Below are 16940 nucleotides of genomic sequence, written 5' to 3'. Positions count from 1 at the left end.
AACCCCCGCCACCACCTGTGATCGGGAGCGGTCACCCGGGCGTACCGTCGCCTCATGACAGAAGAATGGCCATGGCTGGAGGAGCGGCCGGTCTTCTCGACCAGGGGTGAGAGCGGGTCGAAGGTCGCGCGCGTGCCTCCGGGCGTGACCCGGCGACCGATCGGGGCGGAATACCTCGGCATCCTCTGCGGCTTCATGATCTGCGTCGGACTCGCCATCCCCGGGACGGGTCTGGCCTTCGGCACCGCGCTGGCGGACGAGGAGGCCGCGGGGTGGTGGTGGCTCGCCCTCGCCGTCCCCGCGGCCATCGGAGGCGTCTTCTCGTTCAGCGGCCTGTTCGTCGAGGGTACGGAGCGGATCATGAAGAGCTCGGCGCTCGGCATGGTCTATCTCGTCGGCGTTCTCGGAGGCCTGTCGATCGCATTCGCGGCTCTCGCCCTCTGGCACGCGAGGACGCACCCCTGGACCGGTCGATTCAGAACCGAGACGGACTTCTTCGTCATCGCGACCACTGTCTGCGCTCTCGCCTGCGTCGTGTCGGCCGTCATCGCCGTGCGCTCGGTGCGCCGCGCCCAACGTGACGTGGACCGTGTGCTGCGACTGAGGCGGTCCACGCGTCGGTACGAGGGGTTCGTGGCTCGGCTGCCCGACCCGGATGAGTGGGACGACGGGGGCGACGTCCCCATCCGCTACCGCGACGAGCACGAGGCGCACACGATCCGAGTGCGCCTCAACACGTACGCGCACACGATCCCGGTCGTCGGGTCACGGGTGATCGTGTTCGTCGGGGCGGACGGCGACATCCTCGTCGAGCTGGACCCGCAGCATCCGCCGGAGTTCTACCCCCACAGCTCTCGATACGAATCCGACACCAGCGGCGGAGGATCCTGACGCCTCAGGCCAGCGTTCGCACCCAGAACCATCCGATCGCGAATATCACGACGATCGCGATCGGCACCCAGCGGCCGCTGCGCTTGAGTCGCCTGCCCTGTTGCGCGACGCCAGGCGGCGGCGTCAGCAACCCGACCGGTGCGGCGAACGGCAGGGCGGGTGCGGCGTGCGCCGGGACAGGGACGGGAGTTCCGTCGACGGCCGCCGCCTGCGTGTACGTCCGGCCCTGTTCGGCGAGCAGGCGCTCGTCACGCCATCTGGCCCACTGGTCGAATTTGGTGATGAGCGCTCCGACCGTGCCGAACAGCCAGGCCCAGGTGTGCGGGTCGAGGGTCGACGCCGCACGTCTCGTATAGAGGAACAACCAGTCGCCGACGATCTCGACGTCGAGCTGGGCGGCGTTGTCGATGAAGCGCGCCATGATATCGGGCGTGAACAGGTAGAGCGCATCCTGCTCGTAGCCGGCGGGGCAGTACAGCGTGAAGTACTGATCGAAGTCGCCCTCGAGCGAGAGCTTCTGCTCCTTCTGGAACGACGCCGGCAGATTCGTGCCGAAGATCGCGTTGTTGCCGAGCGCGTCGAGCACGATGTTGGGCAGCGGCACATCGAGCTTGACGGCGACGTAGCCCCACTTGTGAGTCGTCGAGTTCTTTCCCGAACCGGTCGTGTACTGGTAGTTGCCGAACTCGACGAAACGGGGGCTGTGCCCGCGGACGAGCTGATCAGCCTTGCGCGCCCGACCCAGGGTGAAGATCATGCCCGGCAGCGGCGGATCGGAGACCTCACCCGTATAGGTCATGTTGTTCGCCGCGGCGAAGCGGGCGAGCCGGTAATCCACGACGCGCCGACGGCGGACGGTCACCCATGCACCGACCCCGACCGCCACTCCCACGACCGCGATGATCAGCAGGGGGAGCACGCCGATGAGGGAGTTCCGTCCGGTGGCGAGCGTCACGGTGAGCACGAACAGCATCGGCACCATGATGAGGACGGCGATCACCGCCACGACGATCGCGATCACGGTGGATGCCCGCGTCGATCCGCCACGGCGTGCCTTCATCTCCGTCGCGAACGCGCTCACGGCCTTGGGGTCGACGGGCTCGGTGAGGGCACGGGCATCGAAGGTCAACGGCTGCATGCTCACCCGCCTACGCTAACGCGGGCCGTGCGGAAACGCCGCGACGACATGTGCTTGCCATAATCGAGGGGTGAACACGCAGACAGCTGTCCCGTCGCTGGACGGACGCACCTTCCGGATGATCTCCTCGACGACCTCCGCAGTGGACCACGACGCGCCGAGCGTCTTCCACTACTTCGAGAAGGACGGCGCGGTGTGGGGCGACTACCTCGGCGACACCGTGACCTTCGGACGCTTCGTCGGCACGCGCACCGGCGACACCATCAGCATCCATTTCGTGCACGTCCTCGTGAAGGACGGATCGGTGGTCACCGGTTCCGGTGACAGCACGATCGAGCAGGACGAGAGCGGGCTTCGCCTGGTCGAGCGCTACGAGATGCATGGCGAGCCGCAGCTCAGCATCTGTGCCGAGGTCGTCGAAGGCTGAGCCCGTTCAGCGCGGGGGCAGCGGCTCCCGCGCCCCTGGTGCGGGAGTCCACCGCGTCATCCCCAGTGAATCCGCTGGTGCCCTGGGCGGGATGTCGCTGGGCAGGATGTACGGCCTCCTGACGACCTCGTCGAGGATCACGACGCTCACCACTGTTCGCACTTCCGGCAGTCGCGCGATCACGCCGGTTGAGAAGTCGTGCACGCCGCCCACGTCTGTCGCCCTGATCATCAGCATGGCGTCGTGCTCACCCGTCGTGACGGCGCAGTACTCGACCTCCGGCATCTCGCGCACCTGCTCCCTGAACGACGGCCAGGCCTGCGGATGCACGGTCACGAACACGTGCGCGCCGATCGACAGTCCGGCCTTCGCCGGATCGATGGATGCCGAGAAGCCGGTGATCACGCCGCCGTCGATGAGCGCCTCGACGCGCGAGTACGCGTTCGCCCGGGAGATGCCGATGCGTTCGGCGAGTGCCGCCATCGAGAGCCGGCCGTTCTCGCGGAGCACTTCGAGGATGCGGTAGGCGACGTCATCCAGCACGGGCACACTTCGTCCAGCGGATGCCGAGTCAGTCGGCCGTTCGTTGGACGTTCTGTCTGTCATTCCCGAATTCTAGGGTCAATCGTGTCTCAGCTCCTGTTCTCATTGGACAGATCGTCGCGCATCGTGCCAATCTGAACACGGTCGTCCACAGCAGTCCGACCTTTCCCGAATCGCTCCTCTCCCTTGGAGGGTCTATGTCCTCGATGTCTCGCAGGTCCCTGGTCGCAGTGGGAGCAGTCGCGCTCCTTGCCATCACCGGCTGCTCCGGCGGTAACTCCGGTGGTGGTGGCACCAGTTCGTCCGATTCTCTGGTGATCGACACCGCTTTCTCGATCGAGACGGCCGACCCCGGTCACAGCTACGACCCGACCGGCAACATGCTGGCCAAGGCGCTCTACGAGACGCTGGTCGACTTCGAGGGATCGGATGTCTCGACCCCTGTGCCAGGGCTGGCCTCGTGGGAGCAGAACGACGAGGCCACCGAGTTCACCTTCACTCTCGAGGGCGACCGCGTCTTCTCCGACGGCACGCCGATCGAGGCGAAGGATGTCGTCTTCTCGCTGCAGCGCATCCAGGGAATGGCCGAGGCGAAGCCGAACTTCCTGCTCGCGGGAGTCACGATCGAAGAGGTCGACGACAAGACCGTGAAGTTCACGACCGAGACCCCATTGCTCCAGCTTCCCGCGATCCTCGCGAATCCTGCTCTGGGCATCGTCAACTCGGACGTCGTGATCGAGAACGGCGGCACGACCGACGGCACAGACACCGCCCAGGCGTTCCTGGACGGCGAGTCCGCCGGATCCGGCCCGTTCGTGCTCGACACTCTCGACCTGTCATCGCAGATCGTGCTCACCAAGAGCGGGGAGTACGACGGCGACGAGGAGAGCGCGTACGACCGGGTCGTCATCCGCAACGTCACCGAGAGCGCGACGCAGCTCGCCAACCTCAAGGGTGGCGACACCATGGTGGCCATGGACCTCAACGGCGATCAGGTCGCGAGCCTCGGCGATGACCTCAACGTCGATTCCGTTCCTTCGGGTCAGACGATCTTCCTGCTGCTGAACCAGGACGCGGCGAATGCGGGAGAGCTCGCGAACGTGAAGATCGCCGAGGCGATCCGCTACGCCCTCGACTACGACGCATTGCTCGAACTGGCGGGCACCGGCGCCGTGCAGGCGACGGGTGTCATCCCGCCCGGGTTCGAGGGTGCTCTGGATGCCGGCGTCGAGCAGGACCTCGACCGGGCGAAGGCCGCGCTCGCCGAATCCGGTTACGCCGGGCAGACGCTCAAGCTGCAGTTCCCGAACGACTACCCGGTCGGCGGCGTGGAGTTCACCCCGCTCGCCGAGCGCGTGCAGGCGCAACTGGCGGACTTCGGCATCGACGTCGAACTCGCCCCCGCGCCGTTCGCGACCGAGCTCGACGCCTACGTCAACGGCACCGAGGGCTTCGGCCTCTGGTTCTGGGGGCCCGACTACGCGGACTCGGCGAACTTCCTGCCCTTCGGCCCCGGACTCAAGGTCGGGCTCCGTTCGGGCTGGGCCGCGGAGGCCAACCCCGAGATCGCCGGTCTCGCGGCCGGTGCCGCCAGCGCGACGGACCCGGACACGCGCACCGCCGCGTTCACCGAGTTCGCCGAGGCGATGCAGGCGGACGGCCCGTTCGTCCCGCTGATCGTCCCCGGCCGCAACATCGCGACCGCCGGCGACGTGACCGGCGCCGTCTACAACTCGGTGTGGGAGATCGACATCGCCGAGATCGCGCCCGCCGGCTGAACAGTTCGATGAGTACGACCACCGGCGCACGCAGGCGCCCGACCCGCTCTCCGCTGGTCGGGTACCTGCTGCGCCGACTCGGCACTTCGGTGCTGCTGCTGATCGGCGTCACGATCGTGACGTTCCTGCTCACCAACCTGGTCCCCGGTGACCCGGTCTCGGCGGCTCTGGGAGAGGGTGCGTCTCAGAACCCCGCGACGCGCGAGGCGTTCATCAAGGCCCACGGGCTGGATCAGCCGCTGTTCGTGCAGTACTTCATCTACATGGCGAACCTGCTGCAGGGCGACCTCGGCACCTCGCTGGTCACAGGGCGACCGGTGACGGCCGATCTCGCCACCGCGGTGCCGGCGACGATCGAGATCGCCGTGTGCGCGATCATCGTGAGCCTCGCCGTCAGCATCGTGCTGGGCACGCTGGCGGCGTACCGCCGGGGGCTCGTCACCGACCAGGTCGTGCGCGTGATCACTCTCGTCGGTCTCAGCGTTCCGACGTTCTGGCTCGCGCTCGTCAGTTACTACTTCTTCTTCCTGCAGCTGGGGATCGCGCCCGGCTCTGGACGCGTGTCGCCGTCGATCACGCCGCCGCCGCGGGTCACCGGGTTCTACACGATCGACTACCTGCTGAACGGCGACAGCGTCGGGTTCTTCGACGCCGCAGCCCACCTCGCCCTGCCGGTCATGGTGCTCTCGCTCGTCACGATCGGACTGCTGACACGGTTCGTGCGCACCTCTGTGCTCGAGGTGCTCGACAGCGACTACGTGAGGGCAGCGCGGGCCAAGGGCCTGTCCGGCACCCGTGTGGTGATGGACTACGTCCTGCGAGGTGCCGCGCTGCCGATCCTCACCGTCGTCGGGGTTGCCTTCGGCGCGCTGCTGAGCGGCACAGTGCTCGTCGAGTCGGTGTTCGCCTGGCCGGGCCTGGGCACATACGCCTACAACGCCGCCGCGAACCTCGACCTCACGGGCATCATGGGCGTCGGTCTCGTGGTCGGTGTGATCTACCTGCTCATCAACCTCGTCGTCGACCTGCTGTACGGCGTGCTGGATCCGAGAGTGAGGATCGCATGAGCGCCTTCGACGACCGCCGCGTCGCCTCCCGTTGGAAGATCCGCTTCCGCTGGCCGCGCGCCTGGCGCACACCGCTCGGTGTGATCGGCTCGGTGATCGCCCTCGCCTGGGTGCTCGTCGCCTTCACGGCGCAGTGGTGGGTGCCGTACGGCCCGAACGCGCAGGTGCTGCCCCGCCTGCAGGCACCGGGCATCGAGACGCTGATGGGCACAGACGGCAACGGCCGTGACATCTTCTCGCGCCTGATGACCGGCGCCACCGTGACGATCCCGCTCGCGCTCATGCTCGTCGTCGCGGCCCTCATCATCGGTACGGTCCTCGGCGCGGTGGCCGGATACTTCGGCGGCTGGGTCGATGAGACGCTGATGCGGATCACCGATCTGTTCATGGCGTTCCCGACCGTCATCCTCGCGATGGTGGTCGCGGCATCCCTCGGCCCCTCGCTGTTCAACGCGGTCATCGCGGCCATCATCGTCTCGTGGCCGCAGTACGCGCGCGTCACGCGCAGCCTGGTGCTGAGCCTCCGTCGGCAGAACTACGTGATCGCCGGTCGCCTGCTCGGACACTCTCCGTTGCGGAGCCTCACCGTCGACATCCTGCCGAACATCGCGGGGCCGGTGCTGGTCCTCGCCACCCTCGACATCGGCGCCGCGATCCTGCTGCTGTCCGGCCTGTCGTTCCTCGGGCTCGGCGCTCAACCCCCGACCGCGGAGTGGGGTTCGATGATCTCGGCGGCGATGCAGAACTTCGACTCCTGGTGGCTCGGCGTCTTCCCCGGCCTCGCGATCCTCACGGTCGTGATGGCGTTCAACTTCCTCGGTGATGCGATGCGCGACGTGCTCGACCCCACGGCCGAGATCGCCCACGAGAACCAGTCCGACCTCACGGCATCCGCGAAGGGGGCGAACGCATGAGCACAGCGCTGAGCATCACCGATCTGCACATCTCGATCGGCCGCCCCCTCGTGCACGGCGTCTCGCTCGACCTCCACGCCGGCAGGGTGCAGGGCCTGGCAGGCGAGTCCGGCTCGGGCAAGACGCTCACCTCACTCGCCGTGCTCGGGCTGCTGCCCCGCAAGGCGCAGACCTCCGGCTCCATCCGGCTCGGCGAGGACGAACTGCTGGGCATGCCGCGTCGTGCGCTCAACCGCGTCCGCGGCAACCGCATCGCGATGGTGTTCCAGGACCCGTCGGCGTCGCTGCATCCGCAGCTCACCATCGGCAGGCAGCTGACCGACCACATGCGGGTACACCTGGGGCTCAAGGGCAAGGCGGCAGAGGCGCGGGCGGTCGAACTGCTCGAGACCGTGCAGGTGCCGCGCCCTGCGGACGCGCTCGGCCGCTACCCGCACCAGTTCTCCGGTGGGCAGCGGCAGCGCATAGCCATCGCATGCGCTCTGGCGTGCGACCCGGATGTGCTGCTGGCGGATGAGCCGACCACCGCGCTCGACGTCACGGTGCAGGCCGGAATCCTCCAGCTGCTGCGCGACCTCGCCGTCGATCGGGACCTCGCCGTGCTGCTGGTCACGCACGACCTGGGCGTGATGAGTGCGATCGCCGACGATGTCGCGATCATGAAGGACGGGCGGATCGTCGAGCGAGCCGACCGTGCGTCGCTGTTCGCCGACCCGCAGCACGACTACACGCGAACGCTGCTCGCGGCACTGCCGGGTTCGCGACTCGAGGGAGGCGCCGATGACTGATGCTCTCGTGCTCGACGCGCAGGGCGTCGTCGTGCGGTATCCCGGTTCCCCGCCCGTGGTCGCCGTCGACGATGTCTCGGTCCAGGTCTCGGTCGGTGAGACCGTCGCACTCGTCGGCGAGTCCGGCAGCGGGAAGTCCTCGCTCGCCCGTGCTGCCGCGGGCATAGAGAAGACCGCCGCCGGAACCGTGCTGTTCGACGAGATGCCGGTCGCGACCATGGGTCTCAGGCGTCGCTCGTCAGCGTTGACCGGCATCCAGATGGTCTTCCAGGATCCGTCGACGTCCCTCAACCCTCGCCGCCGCATCGGCGACCAGATCGCGGACGGCATACAGACCGCTCTGGCGCGGGGCGATGAGGGCTCAAAGGTCGAGGAATGGCTCGAGCGCGTCGGCCTCGATCCCGCATCGACGACGCGTTTCCCGCATCAGTTCTCCGGTGGCCAGAAGCAGCGCATCGCGATCGCGCGTGCGCTCGCCGCGCGGCCGAAGCTGCTGATCGCCGATGAGCCGATCTCCGCCCTCGATGCCTCGACGCAGACCAGCGTCGCTGCCCTCATGCGCGATCTCGTCGCCGAGGTCGGCGCCGGGATGCTCTTCATCTCGCACGATCTCGCCGTGGTGCGCCGCATCGCCGACCGCACTCTCGTGATGTATGCCGGTCGGGTGCTGGAGTCGGGCCCGACGGACGCGCTGTGGGCCGCTCCCCAGCATCCGTACACCCGCTCGTTGCTCGCCGCGATCCCCGAGCCGGACGGGAGGGGCCGCATTCCCGCCGCCCCCAGCGCCGAGGATCGCGCGTCCTGGTCGACGGTGCCGCCGATCGTGCGCTGAGCCGGCGCAGACACCGCCCGTTCACCGCGGCGCCACCGGGCGGCAAGGTGCGGATGCGAGCATTCCGGACGCCCACCAACCCACCGGGAGCCCTGTGCGCACACCGCTCGTCACCGTCATCCTTCCCGCGAAGGATGCCGCTCCGTACATCGGCACGACCCTCGAGACGCTGCTGCGGCAGTTCGACGATCCGGGCTCGCTGAAGCTCGTCGCGGTGGATGACGGATCGACCGACGGCACCGGTGATCAGATGCGCAGCTATGCGGAGCGCTTCGCGCACGCCGAGGTGCTCGTCAATCCACGACCGGTCGGACTCGCCAGCGCACGCAATCAGGGTCTCGCGCACATCGAGGGCGACGCGTTCTGCTTCATCGACGGCGACGACTGGATGCAGCCGCGCCGACTGCAGGTGCTCGCCTCCCGGCTGCAGGAACTCGAATGCGACTTCCTCCGCACCGACCATGTGCGCGTCACCGGATCCGCCCGCAAGATCGTGCGCGCCCCCTTCGCCTGGCGCGGCGTCGTCGCATCTCCACGCGACGCGATCCTTCCCGCCGACGACACGACGATGGTCGACTACCCCTACGCGTGGGCGGGCATCTTCCACCGGCGCATCCTCGATCAGGGCCTCGCCGCGTTCCCCGACGGTCTCTTCACCGCCGAGGATCGTCCGTGGATCTGGCGACTGCACCTGCAGGCCGGGTCCTTCGCGGCGGTCGATGCCCCGGCGATGCTCTACCGCCGCGGCGTCGCGACGTCGCTCACCCAGGTGCGCGATCGTCGACAGCTCGACTTTCCGCGCGCCCTCTCGCAGGTGGTGCAGATCGTGGAGCAGGATGCCGACGCCCAGCGCTTCATGCCGAAGGTGGTGCGCACCGCCCTCGCATTGAGCTCGCATCACATCGTTCGGTCCCGGCGCATGACGCCGGCACTGCGGCGCGAGATGCGTGACAGCATCCGCGACCTGCTCGCCACGCTCGACGCCGCGGATGTCGCCCACGCCCTCGATCGTCTGGAGGGCTCCAAACGGCGGGTGCTCGCACGCACGCTGCGTGAGGCGGGGCACGCGAGATGACCCAGCTCTTCGTCCTTCACAGCGCCTACGGGCTCACCACGGCGGCCGCCGCACTCGACGAGGGCCTCATCGAAGCGGGCCAGGAGCGGATGCTCGTACCGGTGAACTCCGCGCGCATCCCCGAGACGAGCCTTGCGATCCACGAGCAGCCGAACCTCCGCTCGCTGTGCGCGCGCTTCGATCGCATCGAGCCGCTCGACGAGATCCTCTCGCCGCAGCATCCGAGCTCCTGGCATCCCGTCGCGGCCGACCTTCCGATCCTGAATCGTCTGCTCTCACGCGCCTGGAGACTCGACGACGATCTGGAGCTGTTCGTGCAGAGCCCGCAGGTCGCCCCCGCGCGCACCCTGCTGTCGCTCTTCCCCGATGCCCGCATCACGATCATCGGCGATGGCCTGATGACCTACTCGCCGATGCGGGTGAAGCTGCCGCGCACCGTCGTCGAACGAGTCGGCCGCGTCGTGTACGCCGACGTCGTGCCCGGAGTGGAGCCGCTCGTGTTCGGTGCGGCGAGACCGACTCCGCCGCGCGAGACCGAGCCGGGCACGCCGTGTCTCGTGCCGCAGGCTCGGTCTCGCCGCGGCGCAGGTGGTGCGGAGCGGATGCCGGTGCCTCCGGCCGCATTCCGGAAGGTGCTCCTCGAGACGACGGCGGCGGATCCGCGCCTCGACGCGCTCGCCGACGGCACACCGACCGCGCTCGTGCTCGGACAGTACCTGTCCGCACTGGGACTGGTGTCGCCCGCGGAGGAGATCTCGATGCAGGGCGACATGATCGATCGGGCAGCGGCGTGGAATCCGCAGCGCATCGTCTTCAAGCCTCATCCGTCCGCACCACCGCTGGTCACCGATACGGTGCGTGCGCGGGCCGAGACGCACGGGGTCGAGTTCGTCGAGTACCGCGGAGTCGAATCTGCAGAGCTCGTCGCCGAGCGCCTGGATGTGGTCGGCATCGTCGCGGGGTTCTCGACCGCTCTGCCGACCGCGCAGGCACTGTTCGATCGGCCAGTGGCGTCCTCTGGCACGCAGATGGTGCTGAGCAGGCTCACCCCGTACGAGAACAGCAATCGGATCCCCGCGACGATCGTCGACGCGCTGACCCGACCGGATGACCGCTATCGCGACCCGGAACGGCTGCAATCGCTCATCGATGCCGTGGGGTACGCGATGCAGCCCAAGATCGCCGCGCACCTGCGCCCGCGGGCGGAGGAACTGCTCCGGCAGCTCGACCAGGCCGAACGGGATCGCTACTTCGCCCGTGACAGGCTCATCGCACTGCGACTGCCCGGGGCCCCGGCCGAGCCGATCGTGCGCCGCGCGCTGCGTTCGGTCGGCGGCGTGGGCAGGGCCGAGGAGATCCGGCTCACGATCAGGGGCGCGCGTCGACGCGCGGCACGGGTGTGGAAGGTGGCGCGCGGACTATGACGACTTCACGTGAAGAGTCGAGGGCGAAGGCATCAGCGGGCGGCCTCACCGTCGCGGTCATCCCGGCGCGGGGCGGCTCGAAGGGTGTGCCCCGCAAGAACGTCATGCGTGTGGGCGGCGTCGCGCTCATCCAGCGCGCCGTGCGCGCCGCAGCGGCGGCGGCGCACGTGGATCTCGTGGTGGTCTCCACCGACGACGACGAGATCGCGGAGTTGAGCGCCGCGGCCGGGGCTCGCGTCATCCGCCGGCCGGCCGAGCTCTCCGGCGACGGCGCCTCGTCCGAGAGCGCGGTGCTGCACGTGCTCGACGTCCTGGACGACGCGGGGGACAGGGCGGACGTGGTCGTCTTCATCCAGGCGACGTCGCCGTTCATCCCCAGTGACGGCATCGACGTCGCGGTCGACGGGGTGCGCTCCGGCCGATACGACAGCATGTTCTCCGCGCACGAGACGTACGGGTTCCTGTGGGGGCGAGACGACGAGGGGGCCGCGGTCGCGATCAACCACGACGCCGCCCACCGGCCGCGCCGCCAGGACCGCGAGCCGCACTACCTCGAGACCGGTGCCTTCTACGCGTTCCGGGCAGACGGTTTCCGTCGGGCAGGGCACCGCTTCTTCGGCAGGATCGGCATCGTCGAGGTCTCCGAGCGGACGGCGATCGAGATCGATGACGTGCACCAGCTCGCCGCGGCATCCGCTCTCGCCCCGCTCGTGGATCAGCCGGAGGCCATCGCGGTGAAGGCGGTGGTCACCGACTTCGACGGCGTGCACACGGACGACACGGCCCTGGTCGACGCCGAAGGGCGCGAGCAGGTGCGCGTCAGCAGGGAGGACGGGATGGGGGTCGCCAGGCTCAGGCGCGCCGGCATCCCGATGCTCATCCTCTCGACCGAGGTCAACCCGGTCGTGCGCGCGCGGGCGGAGAAGCTGAGAGTGCCGGTGCTGCACGGCGTCGACGACAAGGAAGCCGCGCTCGCCGCGTGGGCGACGGAGAACGGCATCGCCCTCGCCGACATCGCGTATCTCGGCAACGACGTGAACGACCTGCCCGCCATGCGGATCGTCGGCTGGCCCGTCGCGGTCGCGGATGCGCGGGCAGAGGTTCGTGCGGCGGCCAGGGTCGTGCTCGACAGACGAGGCGGCGACGGAGCCGTGCGCGAGCTGATCGAGCGCGTTCTGACAGCCGACCGACCCCGGTAACCCCGAGTTCGTGCAGTGTTCACAGTCGCGGCGTACCCAGGAATGAGGGGTACGACGACTGGAGGACCACCATGACTGTCAGCATCGGATCACGCGTGATCGGAGGCGGCCGGCCCGCCTATGTCATCGCTGAGATCGGCCTGAACCACAACGGCGACGTCGACATCGCGAAGCGACTCATCGACATCGCGGCCGACGCCGGTGCAGACGCGGTGAAGTTCCAGAAGCGCACCCCGGAGATCTCCACCCCCGAGCACATGCGCGACGTTCCGCGGGAGACGCCGTGGGGCACGATGACCTACCTCGACTACCGTCGTCGCGTCGAGTTCGGCCGTGACGAGTACGTCGAGATCGGCGACCACGCCACGCTGCGCGGGCTCGACTGGTTCGCTTCACCGTGGGACGTGCCCAGCGTCGCGTTCCTCGAAGAGCTGAACGTCGTGGCGCACAAGGTCGCCTCGGCCAGCGTCACCGACCTCGAGCTGCTGACCGCGCTGCGTGAGACGGGCAAGCCGATCATCCTCTCGTCTGGCATGTCGACCATCGAGCAGATCGACCGTGCGCTCGAGACCCTCGGCACCGACCGGGTCGTGCTCATGCACGCGACGTCGACGTACCCGATGGAGCCGGAGGAGGCCAACCTCCGCGTCATCACGACGCTGCGCGACCGTTACCCCGGTGTGCCGATCGGCTACTCGGGACACGAGCGCGGACTTCAGATCTCCCTCGCGGCCGTCGCACTCGGAGCGGTCGCCGTCGAGCGCCACATCACGCTCGATCGCACGATGTGGGGCTCCGACCACGCCGCATCGCTCGAGCCGACAGGCCTCTCGCACCTCGTGCGCGACATCCGGGTCATCGAGACCGCTCTCGGCGACGGGGTCAAGCGCGTCTTCCCGGGCGAGCAGGCCCCGATGGCGAAGCTGCGTCGCGTTCCGGCATGAGCATGATGACCAGCACGAGCGAGTTGCGCGTCGTCGCGATCGCGGATGCCGACTCGTTCGTGAAATGGTCGGCGTCGCTGCTGTCGGGTGTCGAGGGCATTCGACGCCACATGCTGCTCGTGCGCACGCCGCTCACGGTGAGTCCGGCGCAGGAGCGCACTGCCCTCACCGGTACCAGCTTCACGGCTGCCGACGTCACGCGCCTAGGTTTCGAGGAACTGCACGGGTGGCTCACAGGGCATCAGCCCGACGTGGTCGTGCTCTCCGGCCGCGGGCCTTTCGTCCGCCTGATGGCCCGCCAGATCGACCGGCTCACCCGAAGGCCGGTCGTGGTGAGCGGACTGTCGGGAATGTCGATTCCCGCTCAACGCGGTGCGCTCGAGTACCGGCGCGAGAGCGACCTGATGATCGTGCACTCGCATCGTGAGGAGCGCGCCTTCGCCGAGCTCGGTCGTCGCATCGGCCTCCAGGTGCCGACCGCGCTCGCGGTGCTCCCCTTCGCGCGGATGGCGCCGGATGCCGTGACGGCGACGACCGTCCGCGTCGAGGAACGCGAACTCGTCGGTGCGTCGGCGGGCCGTGGCGCATCCCGTTCCGCTCGCCCCGCGCCGGCTCCGCTCGCCCACCCCGGCGGGACGGACCTCGTGTTCGCCGCGCAGGCGCTCGTGCCTGCTGCGCGGCACGAACGCGAGCAGATCGTCGAGATGCTGCGCCTCGCGGCGGTCGCCGATCCGACCAAGCGCGTCGTCGTGAAGCTGCGATCGCGGCCGGGAGAGGCCGAGGCACACCTCGAGCGCGATGCCTATGCCGACCTGCTGGCGGATCGCCCCGGCAACCTCGTCATCTCGCACGAGCCGATGTCGACGGCGCTCGCTCGCGCCGAGGGGCTGGTGACCGTCAGCTCGACGGCGGCGATCGAGGCGCTTGCGCAGAAGGTCCCCGTCATCGCCCTCGACACGTTCGGGGTGCACAAGGCGCTCCTGAACACGGTGTTCACCGGCAGCGGCCTGCTGGGCGGCGCCGAGGAGGTCGTGGGACGGCGGTTCCGCCATCCGCTCGCCGGATGGCAGCGCGACAACTACTTCCAGCCGGAATCCGACACGAACTGGTGGCGCTGCGTCGAAGAGCTCGTCGCGCTGCGCCGCGAGGGCCGCCTGCGGGCGAAGCTGGTGCCGGCCGGTCGCGGTGGCGCGCTGCATGCGGCATGGCACCGCAAGAGCGTGCTCGCGGGCGAGGATCGTTCGGTCATCGGTCGTGTGGCGCTGGGCGTGGGGGCTCCGCTCGTGAACGGCATCCTGTCGATGCGACGTGCGCGTGGCAGAGCGGGCGAGGACACCTGGTCGGATGCCACGACCGACTACACGCTCGAGCCGACGCCGCACCACGACCCGATCCGGCGCTGAGGTTGATCTGTCGCCGTCAGAACGACACTTGAACGCAACCGCGACGATGCCGGAAGAGTTTCCCGGCTTCCGTAGCATCTGGACCCGGAAATTCTTCCCGCGCTTCTTTCGCAGCCGTCGAGCCGAGCTTCTCGCACCGCTGGATCGTTCCGCGCAGCTCCGTCGATTGACCGCGTTCGCGACACGCCCGGAACTCCGCTAGACTGTCCAGGTTGTCTGTCTTCTGCGTGCATCCTGCGCGCATGGGCGGGCACGTGCACACACCCTCCTGCTTTCGGGAAATGCCCGGAAGCCGTTCTAGTCCGAAGGAGGTGGGTAAGTGACGCACCAGTACGAACTCATGGTCATTCTGACCCCCGAGATCGACGAGCGCCAGGTCGCCCCTACGCTCGACAAGTTCCTGAAGGTCATCACCAACGATGGTGGCTCGATTGACAAGGTCGACATCTGGGGCAAGCGCCGTCTTGCATACGAGATCCAGAAGAAGACCGAGGGCATCTACGCCGTCGTCAACTTCACCGCGACGAGCGCTGCCACGCAGGAGCTCGACCGTCAGCTGGGCCTGAACGAGCAGATCATGCGCACCAAGGTGCTCCGCTCCGAGGAAGCTCAGGCGATGGTCGCTTCGGAGGCGAAGCGCTCCGAGGAGAAGGCGGCCCGCAAGGCCGCCAAGGCAGCGAAGGCCTAAGGCTCATGGCCGGCGAAACCGTCATCACCGTGGTGGGAAACCTCACGGCCGACCCCGAGCTGCGCTACACGCAGAACGGACTGCCGGTGGCGAACTTCACCATCGCATCGACGCCGCGAACCTTCGACCGTCAGGCGAACGAGTGGAAGGACGGCGATGCGCTGTTCCTCCGTGCGTCCGTGTGGCGCGAGTTCGCCGAGCACGTGGCGGGTTCGCTGACGAAGGGCATGCGTGTTGTCGCGCAGGGTCGTCTTCGCCAGCGCTCCTACCAGGACCGTGAGGGCAACAACCGCACGGCCATCGAGCTCGAGGTCGATGAGATCGGCCCTTCGCTGCGTTACGCGACGGCGCAGGTCACCCGTGCGGCTTCCGGCGGTGCCGGTGGCGGCGGCGGTGGACAGCGCCCAGCGCAGCAGCAGGTGTCGGAGGAGCCGTGGTCCACACCCGGTTCCTCGACCAGCGCAGATGCCTGGAGCACTCCAGGCAGCTTCGGCGACGACACCCCGTTCTAAACAACTTCTGGATCCGCGTCTCGCAAGAGGCACGGCATCCGCTCATCAATAAGGAAAAACCATGGCTGGAAAGTCGAGCGGCGACCGCCGCAAGCCGCGGAAGGGTGGCAAGCCCACCGCTCCCGCGAAGTCGATCCGGGTCGGCGTCATTGACTACAAGGACGTCGCTACCCTTCGCAAGTTCGTCTCGGAGCGCGGCAAGATCCGTGCCCGTCGTATCACCGGTGTCTCGGTGCAGGAGCAGCGTCTGATCGCCACGGCGATCAAGAACGCACGCGAGATGGCACTCCTGCCTTACGCCGGCGCTGGCCGCTAAGGGGTATCGATATGGCAAAGCTGATTCTCACGAATGAGGTCGCCGGGCTCGGAAGCGCCGGTGACGTTATCGAGGTCAAGAACGGGTACGCCCGCAACTACCTCATCCCCCAGGGCCTCGCCACGGCGTGGACCCGCGGTGGCGCAAAGCAGGTCGAGTCGATCCAGGCCGCACGCAAGGCGCGTGCGATCCACGACCGCGACGAGGCTGTGGCTCTCAAGGACAAGATCGAGGACACCAAGGTCCGTCTGGCCGTCAAGGCCGGCGGCGGCGGGCGTCTGTTCGGTTCGGTCAAGACCGAGCACGTCGCGAACGCTGTCGAGGCTGCCGGCCTCGGCACGATCGACAAGCGCAAGGTGACCATCACCTCGCCGATCAAGTCGACCGGTGACCACGAGGCGACCGTGCGTCTGCACGAGGACGTCGTCGCCGTCATCACCCTTCAGGTCGTCGCGGCCAAGTAACGCGCGATCCTCAGAAAGCCCTCTGCCTTCGGGCGGAGGGCTTTCTGCGTTCTCGGCGGCGGACCGCCTACGACGCCTGCGGAGACTGATCAGTCCGTCGTGAGCAGACACCCGCGACTGAGTGATGGCACGTCACCGGAGCGGCTGAACGACGGATGAATTCGCCGGTGACCCGCTCGTTCCCGTGCGCGGAGCGGCGGACGCGCCCGAGAAAAACAGGGCTTGACTTCTCCCCAGGTTGTACACATGTGCTTCCGGAGGCCTCAACCTTCAATAGGGCGTTTAAACAGATTCTCATCCACAGCCTGGGGAATCGATAAATCCCAGGTCAACGATCATTAAAAATCTGTGAAAAGGCGTGCAGCACAGGGTTATCCACATGCGTTCTGCACAGACACTCCGAAGTTGTTCGCATCCTCTCCACAGAGTTATCCACAGGCTGTGTTGCGGGTGGAGTAGGGCGCTTCTAGCGTGGACGAGCGACGAGATGTCGGTGGTTCGTGGTTCGCTCATTGCTGCCGCAGAACCGGCCGTCGT

General features: G+C 68.0%; 18 protein-coding genes. 16 read left to right on the top strand and 2 right to left on the bottom strand.

The features are described 5' to 3' along the window. Nucleotides 1–54 precede the first annotated feature (54 nt). Nucleotides 55–891, top strand: coding sequence for a hypothetical protein (locus ACYVG2_RS04965; protein WP_460779962.1), 837 nt, complete (start codon nucleotides 55–57; stop codon nucleotides 889–891). A gap of 4 nt (nucleotides 892–895) precedes the next feature. Here ACYVG2_RS04965 and ACYVG2_RS04960 read toward each other — a convergent pair whose 3' ends face one another. After that, entirely contained in the window at nucleotides 896–2029 is a 1134-nt protein-coding gene (locus tag ACYVG2_RS04960; protein ID WP_460780741.1) for a hypothetical protein, read from the bottom strand. A 70-nt stretch (nucleotides 2030–2099) separates the two neighbouring features. Between ACYVG2_RS04960 and ACYVG2_RS04955 the strand changes: the two genes are divergently transcribed. After that, nucleotides 2100–2456, top strand: coding sequence for a hypothetical protein (locus ACYVG2_RS04955; RefSeq protein ID WP_460779961.1), 357 nt, complete (start codon nucleotides 2100–2102; stop codon nucleotides 2454–2456). 6 nt (nucleotides 2457–2462) lie between these two features. Here ACYVG2_RS04955 and ACYVG2_RS04950 read toward each other — a convergent pair whose 3' ends face one another. Further along, complete coding sequence (locus tag ACYVG2_RS04950; protein ID WP_460779960.1) at nucleotides 2463–3062, bottom strand: Lrp/AsnC family transcriptional regulator; 600 nt, start codon at nucleotides 3060–3062, stop codon at nucleotides 2463–2465. A gap of 143 nt (nucleotides 3063–3205) precedes the next feature. Between ACYVG2_RS04950 and ACYVG2_RS04945 the strand changes: the two genes are divergently transcribed. The 14 genes from ACYVG2_RS04945 (at nucleotide 3206) to rplI (ending at nucleotide 16403) form a co-directional block, all read left to right on the top strand. Then, nucleotides 3206–4777 carry an ABC transporter substrate-binding protein gene (locus ACYVG2_RS04945; protein WP_460779959.1) on the top strand — a complete coding sequence of 524 codons (1572 nt, stop codon included), beginning with the start codon at nucleotides 3206–3208 and terminating at the stop codon, nucleotides 4775–4777. Between the two features lie 8 nt (nucleotides 4778–4785). Further along, on the top strand, nucleotides 4786–5844 hold the full coding sequence (locus ACYVG2_RS04940; protein WP_460779958.1) for an ABC transporter permease: 1059 nt from the start codon (nucleotides 4786–4788) through the stop codon (nucleotides 5842–5844). Beyond that, nucleotides 5841–6758, top strand: coding sequence for an ABC transporter permease (locus ACYVG2_RS04935; RefSeq protein ID WP_460779957.1), 918 nt, complete (start codon nucleotides 5841–5843; stop codon nucleotides 6756–6758). The genes ACYVG2_RS04940 and ACYVG2_RS04935 overlap by 4 nt, the downstream gene beginning before the upstream one ends. After that, nucleotides 6755–7546: an ABC transporter ATP-binding protein gene (locus ACYVG2_RS04930; protein ID WP_460779956.1), complete on the top strand. Its 792-nt coding sequence runs from the start codon at nucleotides 6755–6757 to the stop codon at nucleotides 7544–7546. Before ACYVG2_RS04935 ends, ACYVG2_RS04930 begins: the two co-directional genes overlap by 4 nt. Next, the gene (locus ACYVG2_RS04925) at nucleotides 7539–8378 is read left to right on the top strand and encodes an ATP-binding cassette domain-containing protein (RefSeq protein ID WP_460779955.1); all 840 of its coding nucleotides are present in this window, start codon (nucleotides 7539–7541) and stop codon (nucleotides 8376–8378) included. Before ACYVG2_RS04930 ends, ACYVG2_RS04925 begins: the two co-directional genes overlap by 8 nt. Before the next feature lie 94 nt (nucleotides 8379–8472). After that, on the top strand, nucleotides 8473–9453 hold the full coding sequence (locus tag ACYVG2_RS04920) for a glycosyltransferase family 2 protein (RefSeq protein WP_460779954.1): 981 nt from the start codon (nucleotides 8473–8475) through the stop codon (nucleotides 9451–9453). Next, nucleotides 9450–10877 carry a polysialyltransferase family glycosyltransferase gene (locus tag ACYVG2_RS04915; protein WP_460779953.1) on the top strand — a complete coding sequence of 476 codons (1428 nt, stop codon included), beginning with the start codon at nucleotides 9450–9452 and terminating at the stop codon, nucleotides 10875–10877. Before ACYVG2_RS04920 ends, ACYVG2_RS04915 begins: the two co-directional genes overlap by 4 nt. Then, nucleotides 10874–12076, top strand: a complete 1203-nt coding sequence (locus ACYVG2_RS04910; protein WP_460779952.1) for a cytidylyltransferase domain-containing protein — start codon at nucleotides 10874–10876, stop codon at nucleotides 12074–12076. The genes ACYVG2_RS04915 and ACYVG2_RS04910 overlap by 4 nt, the downstream gene beginning before the upstream one ends. 71 nt (nucleotides 12077–12147) lie before the next feature. Next, nucleotides 12148–13020, top strand: a complete 873-nt coding sequence (locus ACYVG2_RS04905) for an N-acetylneuraminate synthase family protein (protein WP_460779951.1) — start codon at nucleotides 12148–12150, stop codon at nucleotides 13018–13020. Next, entirely contained in the window at nucleotides 13017–14423 is a 1407-nt protein-coding gene (locus ACYVG2_RS04900; protein WP_460779950.1) for a DUF6716 putative glycosyltransferase, read from the top strand. Before ACYVG2_RS04905 ends, ACYVG2_RS04900 begins: the two co-directional genes overlap by 4 nt. Before the next feature lie 319 nt (nucleotides 14424–14742). Continuing rightward, nucleotides 14743–15111 carry a 30S ribosomal protein S6 gene (gene rpsF / locus ACYVG2_RS04895; protein WP_448967178.1) on the top strand — a complete coding sequence of 123 codons (369 nt, stop codon included), beginning with the start codon at nucleotides 14743–14745 and terminating at the stop codon, nucleotides 15109–15111. A gap of 5 nt (nucleotides 15112–15116) precedes the next feature. Beyond that, nucleotides 15117–15623 carry a single-stranded DNA-binding protein gene (locus ACYVG2_RS04890; RefSeq protein WP_448967179.1) on the top strand — a complete coding sequence of 169 codons (507 nt, stop codon included), beginning with the start codon at nucleotides 15117–15119 and terminating at the stop codon, nucleotides 15621–15623. 61 nt (nucleotides 15624–15684) lie between these two features. Continuing rightward, complete coding sequence (rpsR, locus tag ACYVG2_RS04885; RefSeq protein WP_017829850.1) at nucleotides 15685–15939, top strand: 30S ribosomal protein S18; 255 nt, start codon at nucleotides 15685–15687, stop codon at nucleotides 15937–15939. Nucleotides 15940–15950: 11 nt separating this feature from the next. Next, complete coding sequence (gene rplI, locus ACYVG2_RS04880) at nucleotides 15951–16403, top strand: 50S ribosomal protein L9 (protein ID WP_460779949.1); 453 nt, start codon at nucleotides 15951–15953, stop codon at nucleotides 16401–16403. The last annotated feature ends 537 nt before the right edge of the window (nucleotides 16404–16940 follow it).

Source organism: Microbacterium shaanxiense (genome assembly GCF_054779995.1).
This window is presented reverse-complemented; position numbering and strand designations above follow the sequence as displayed.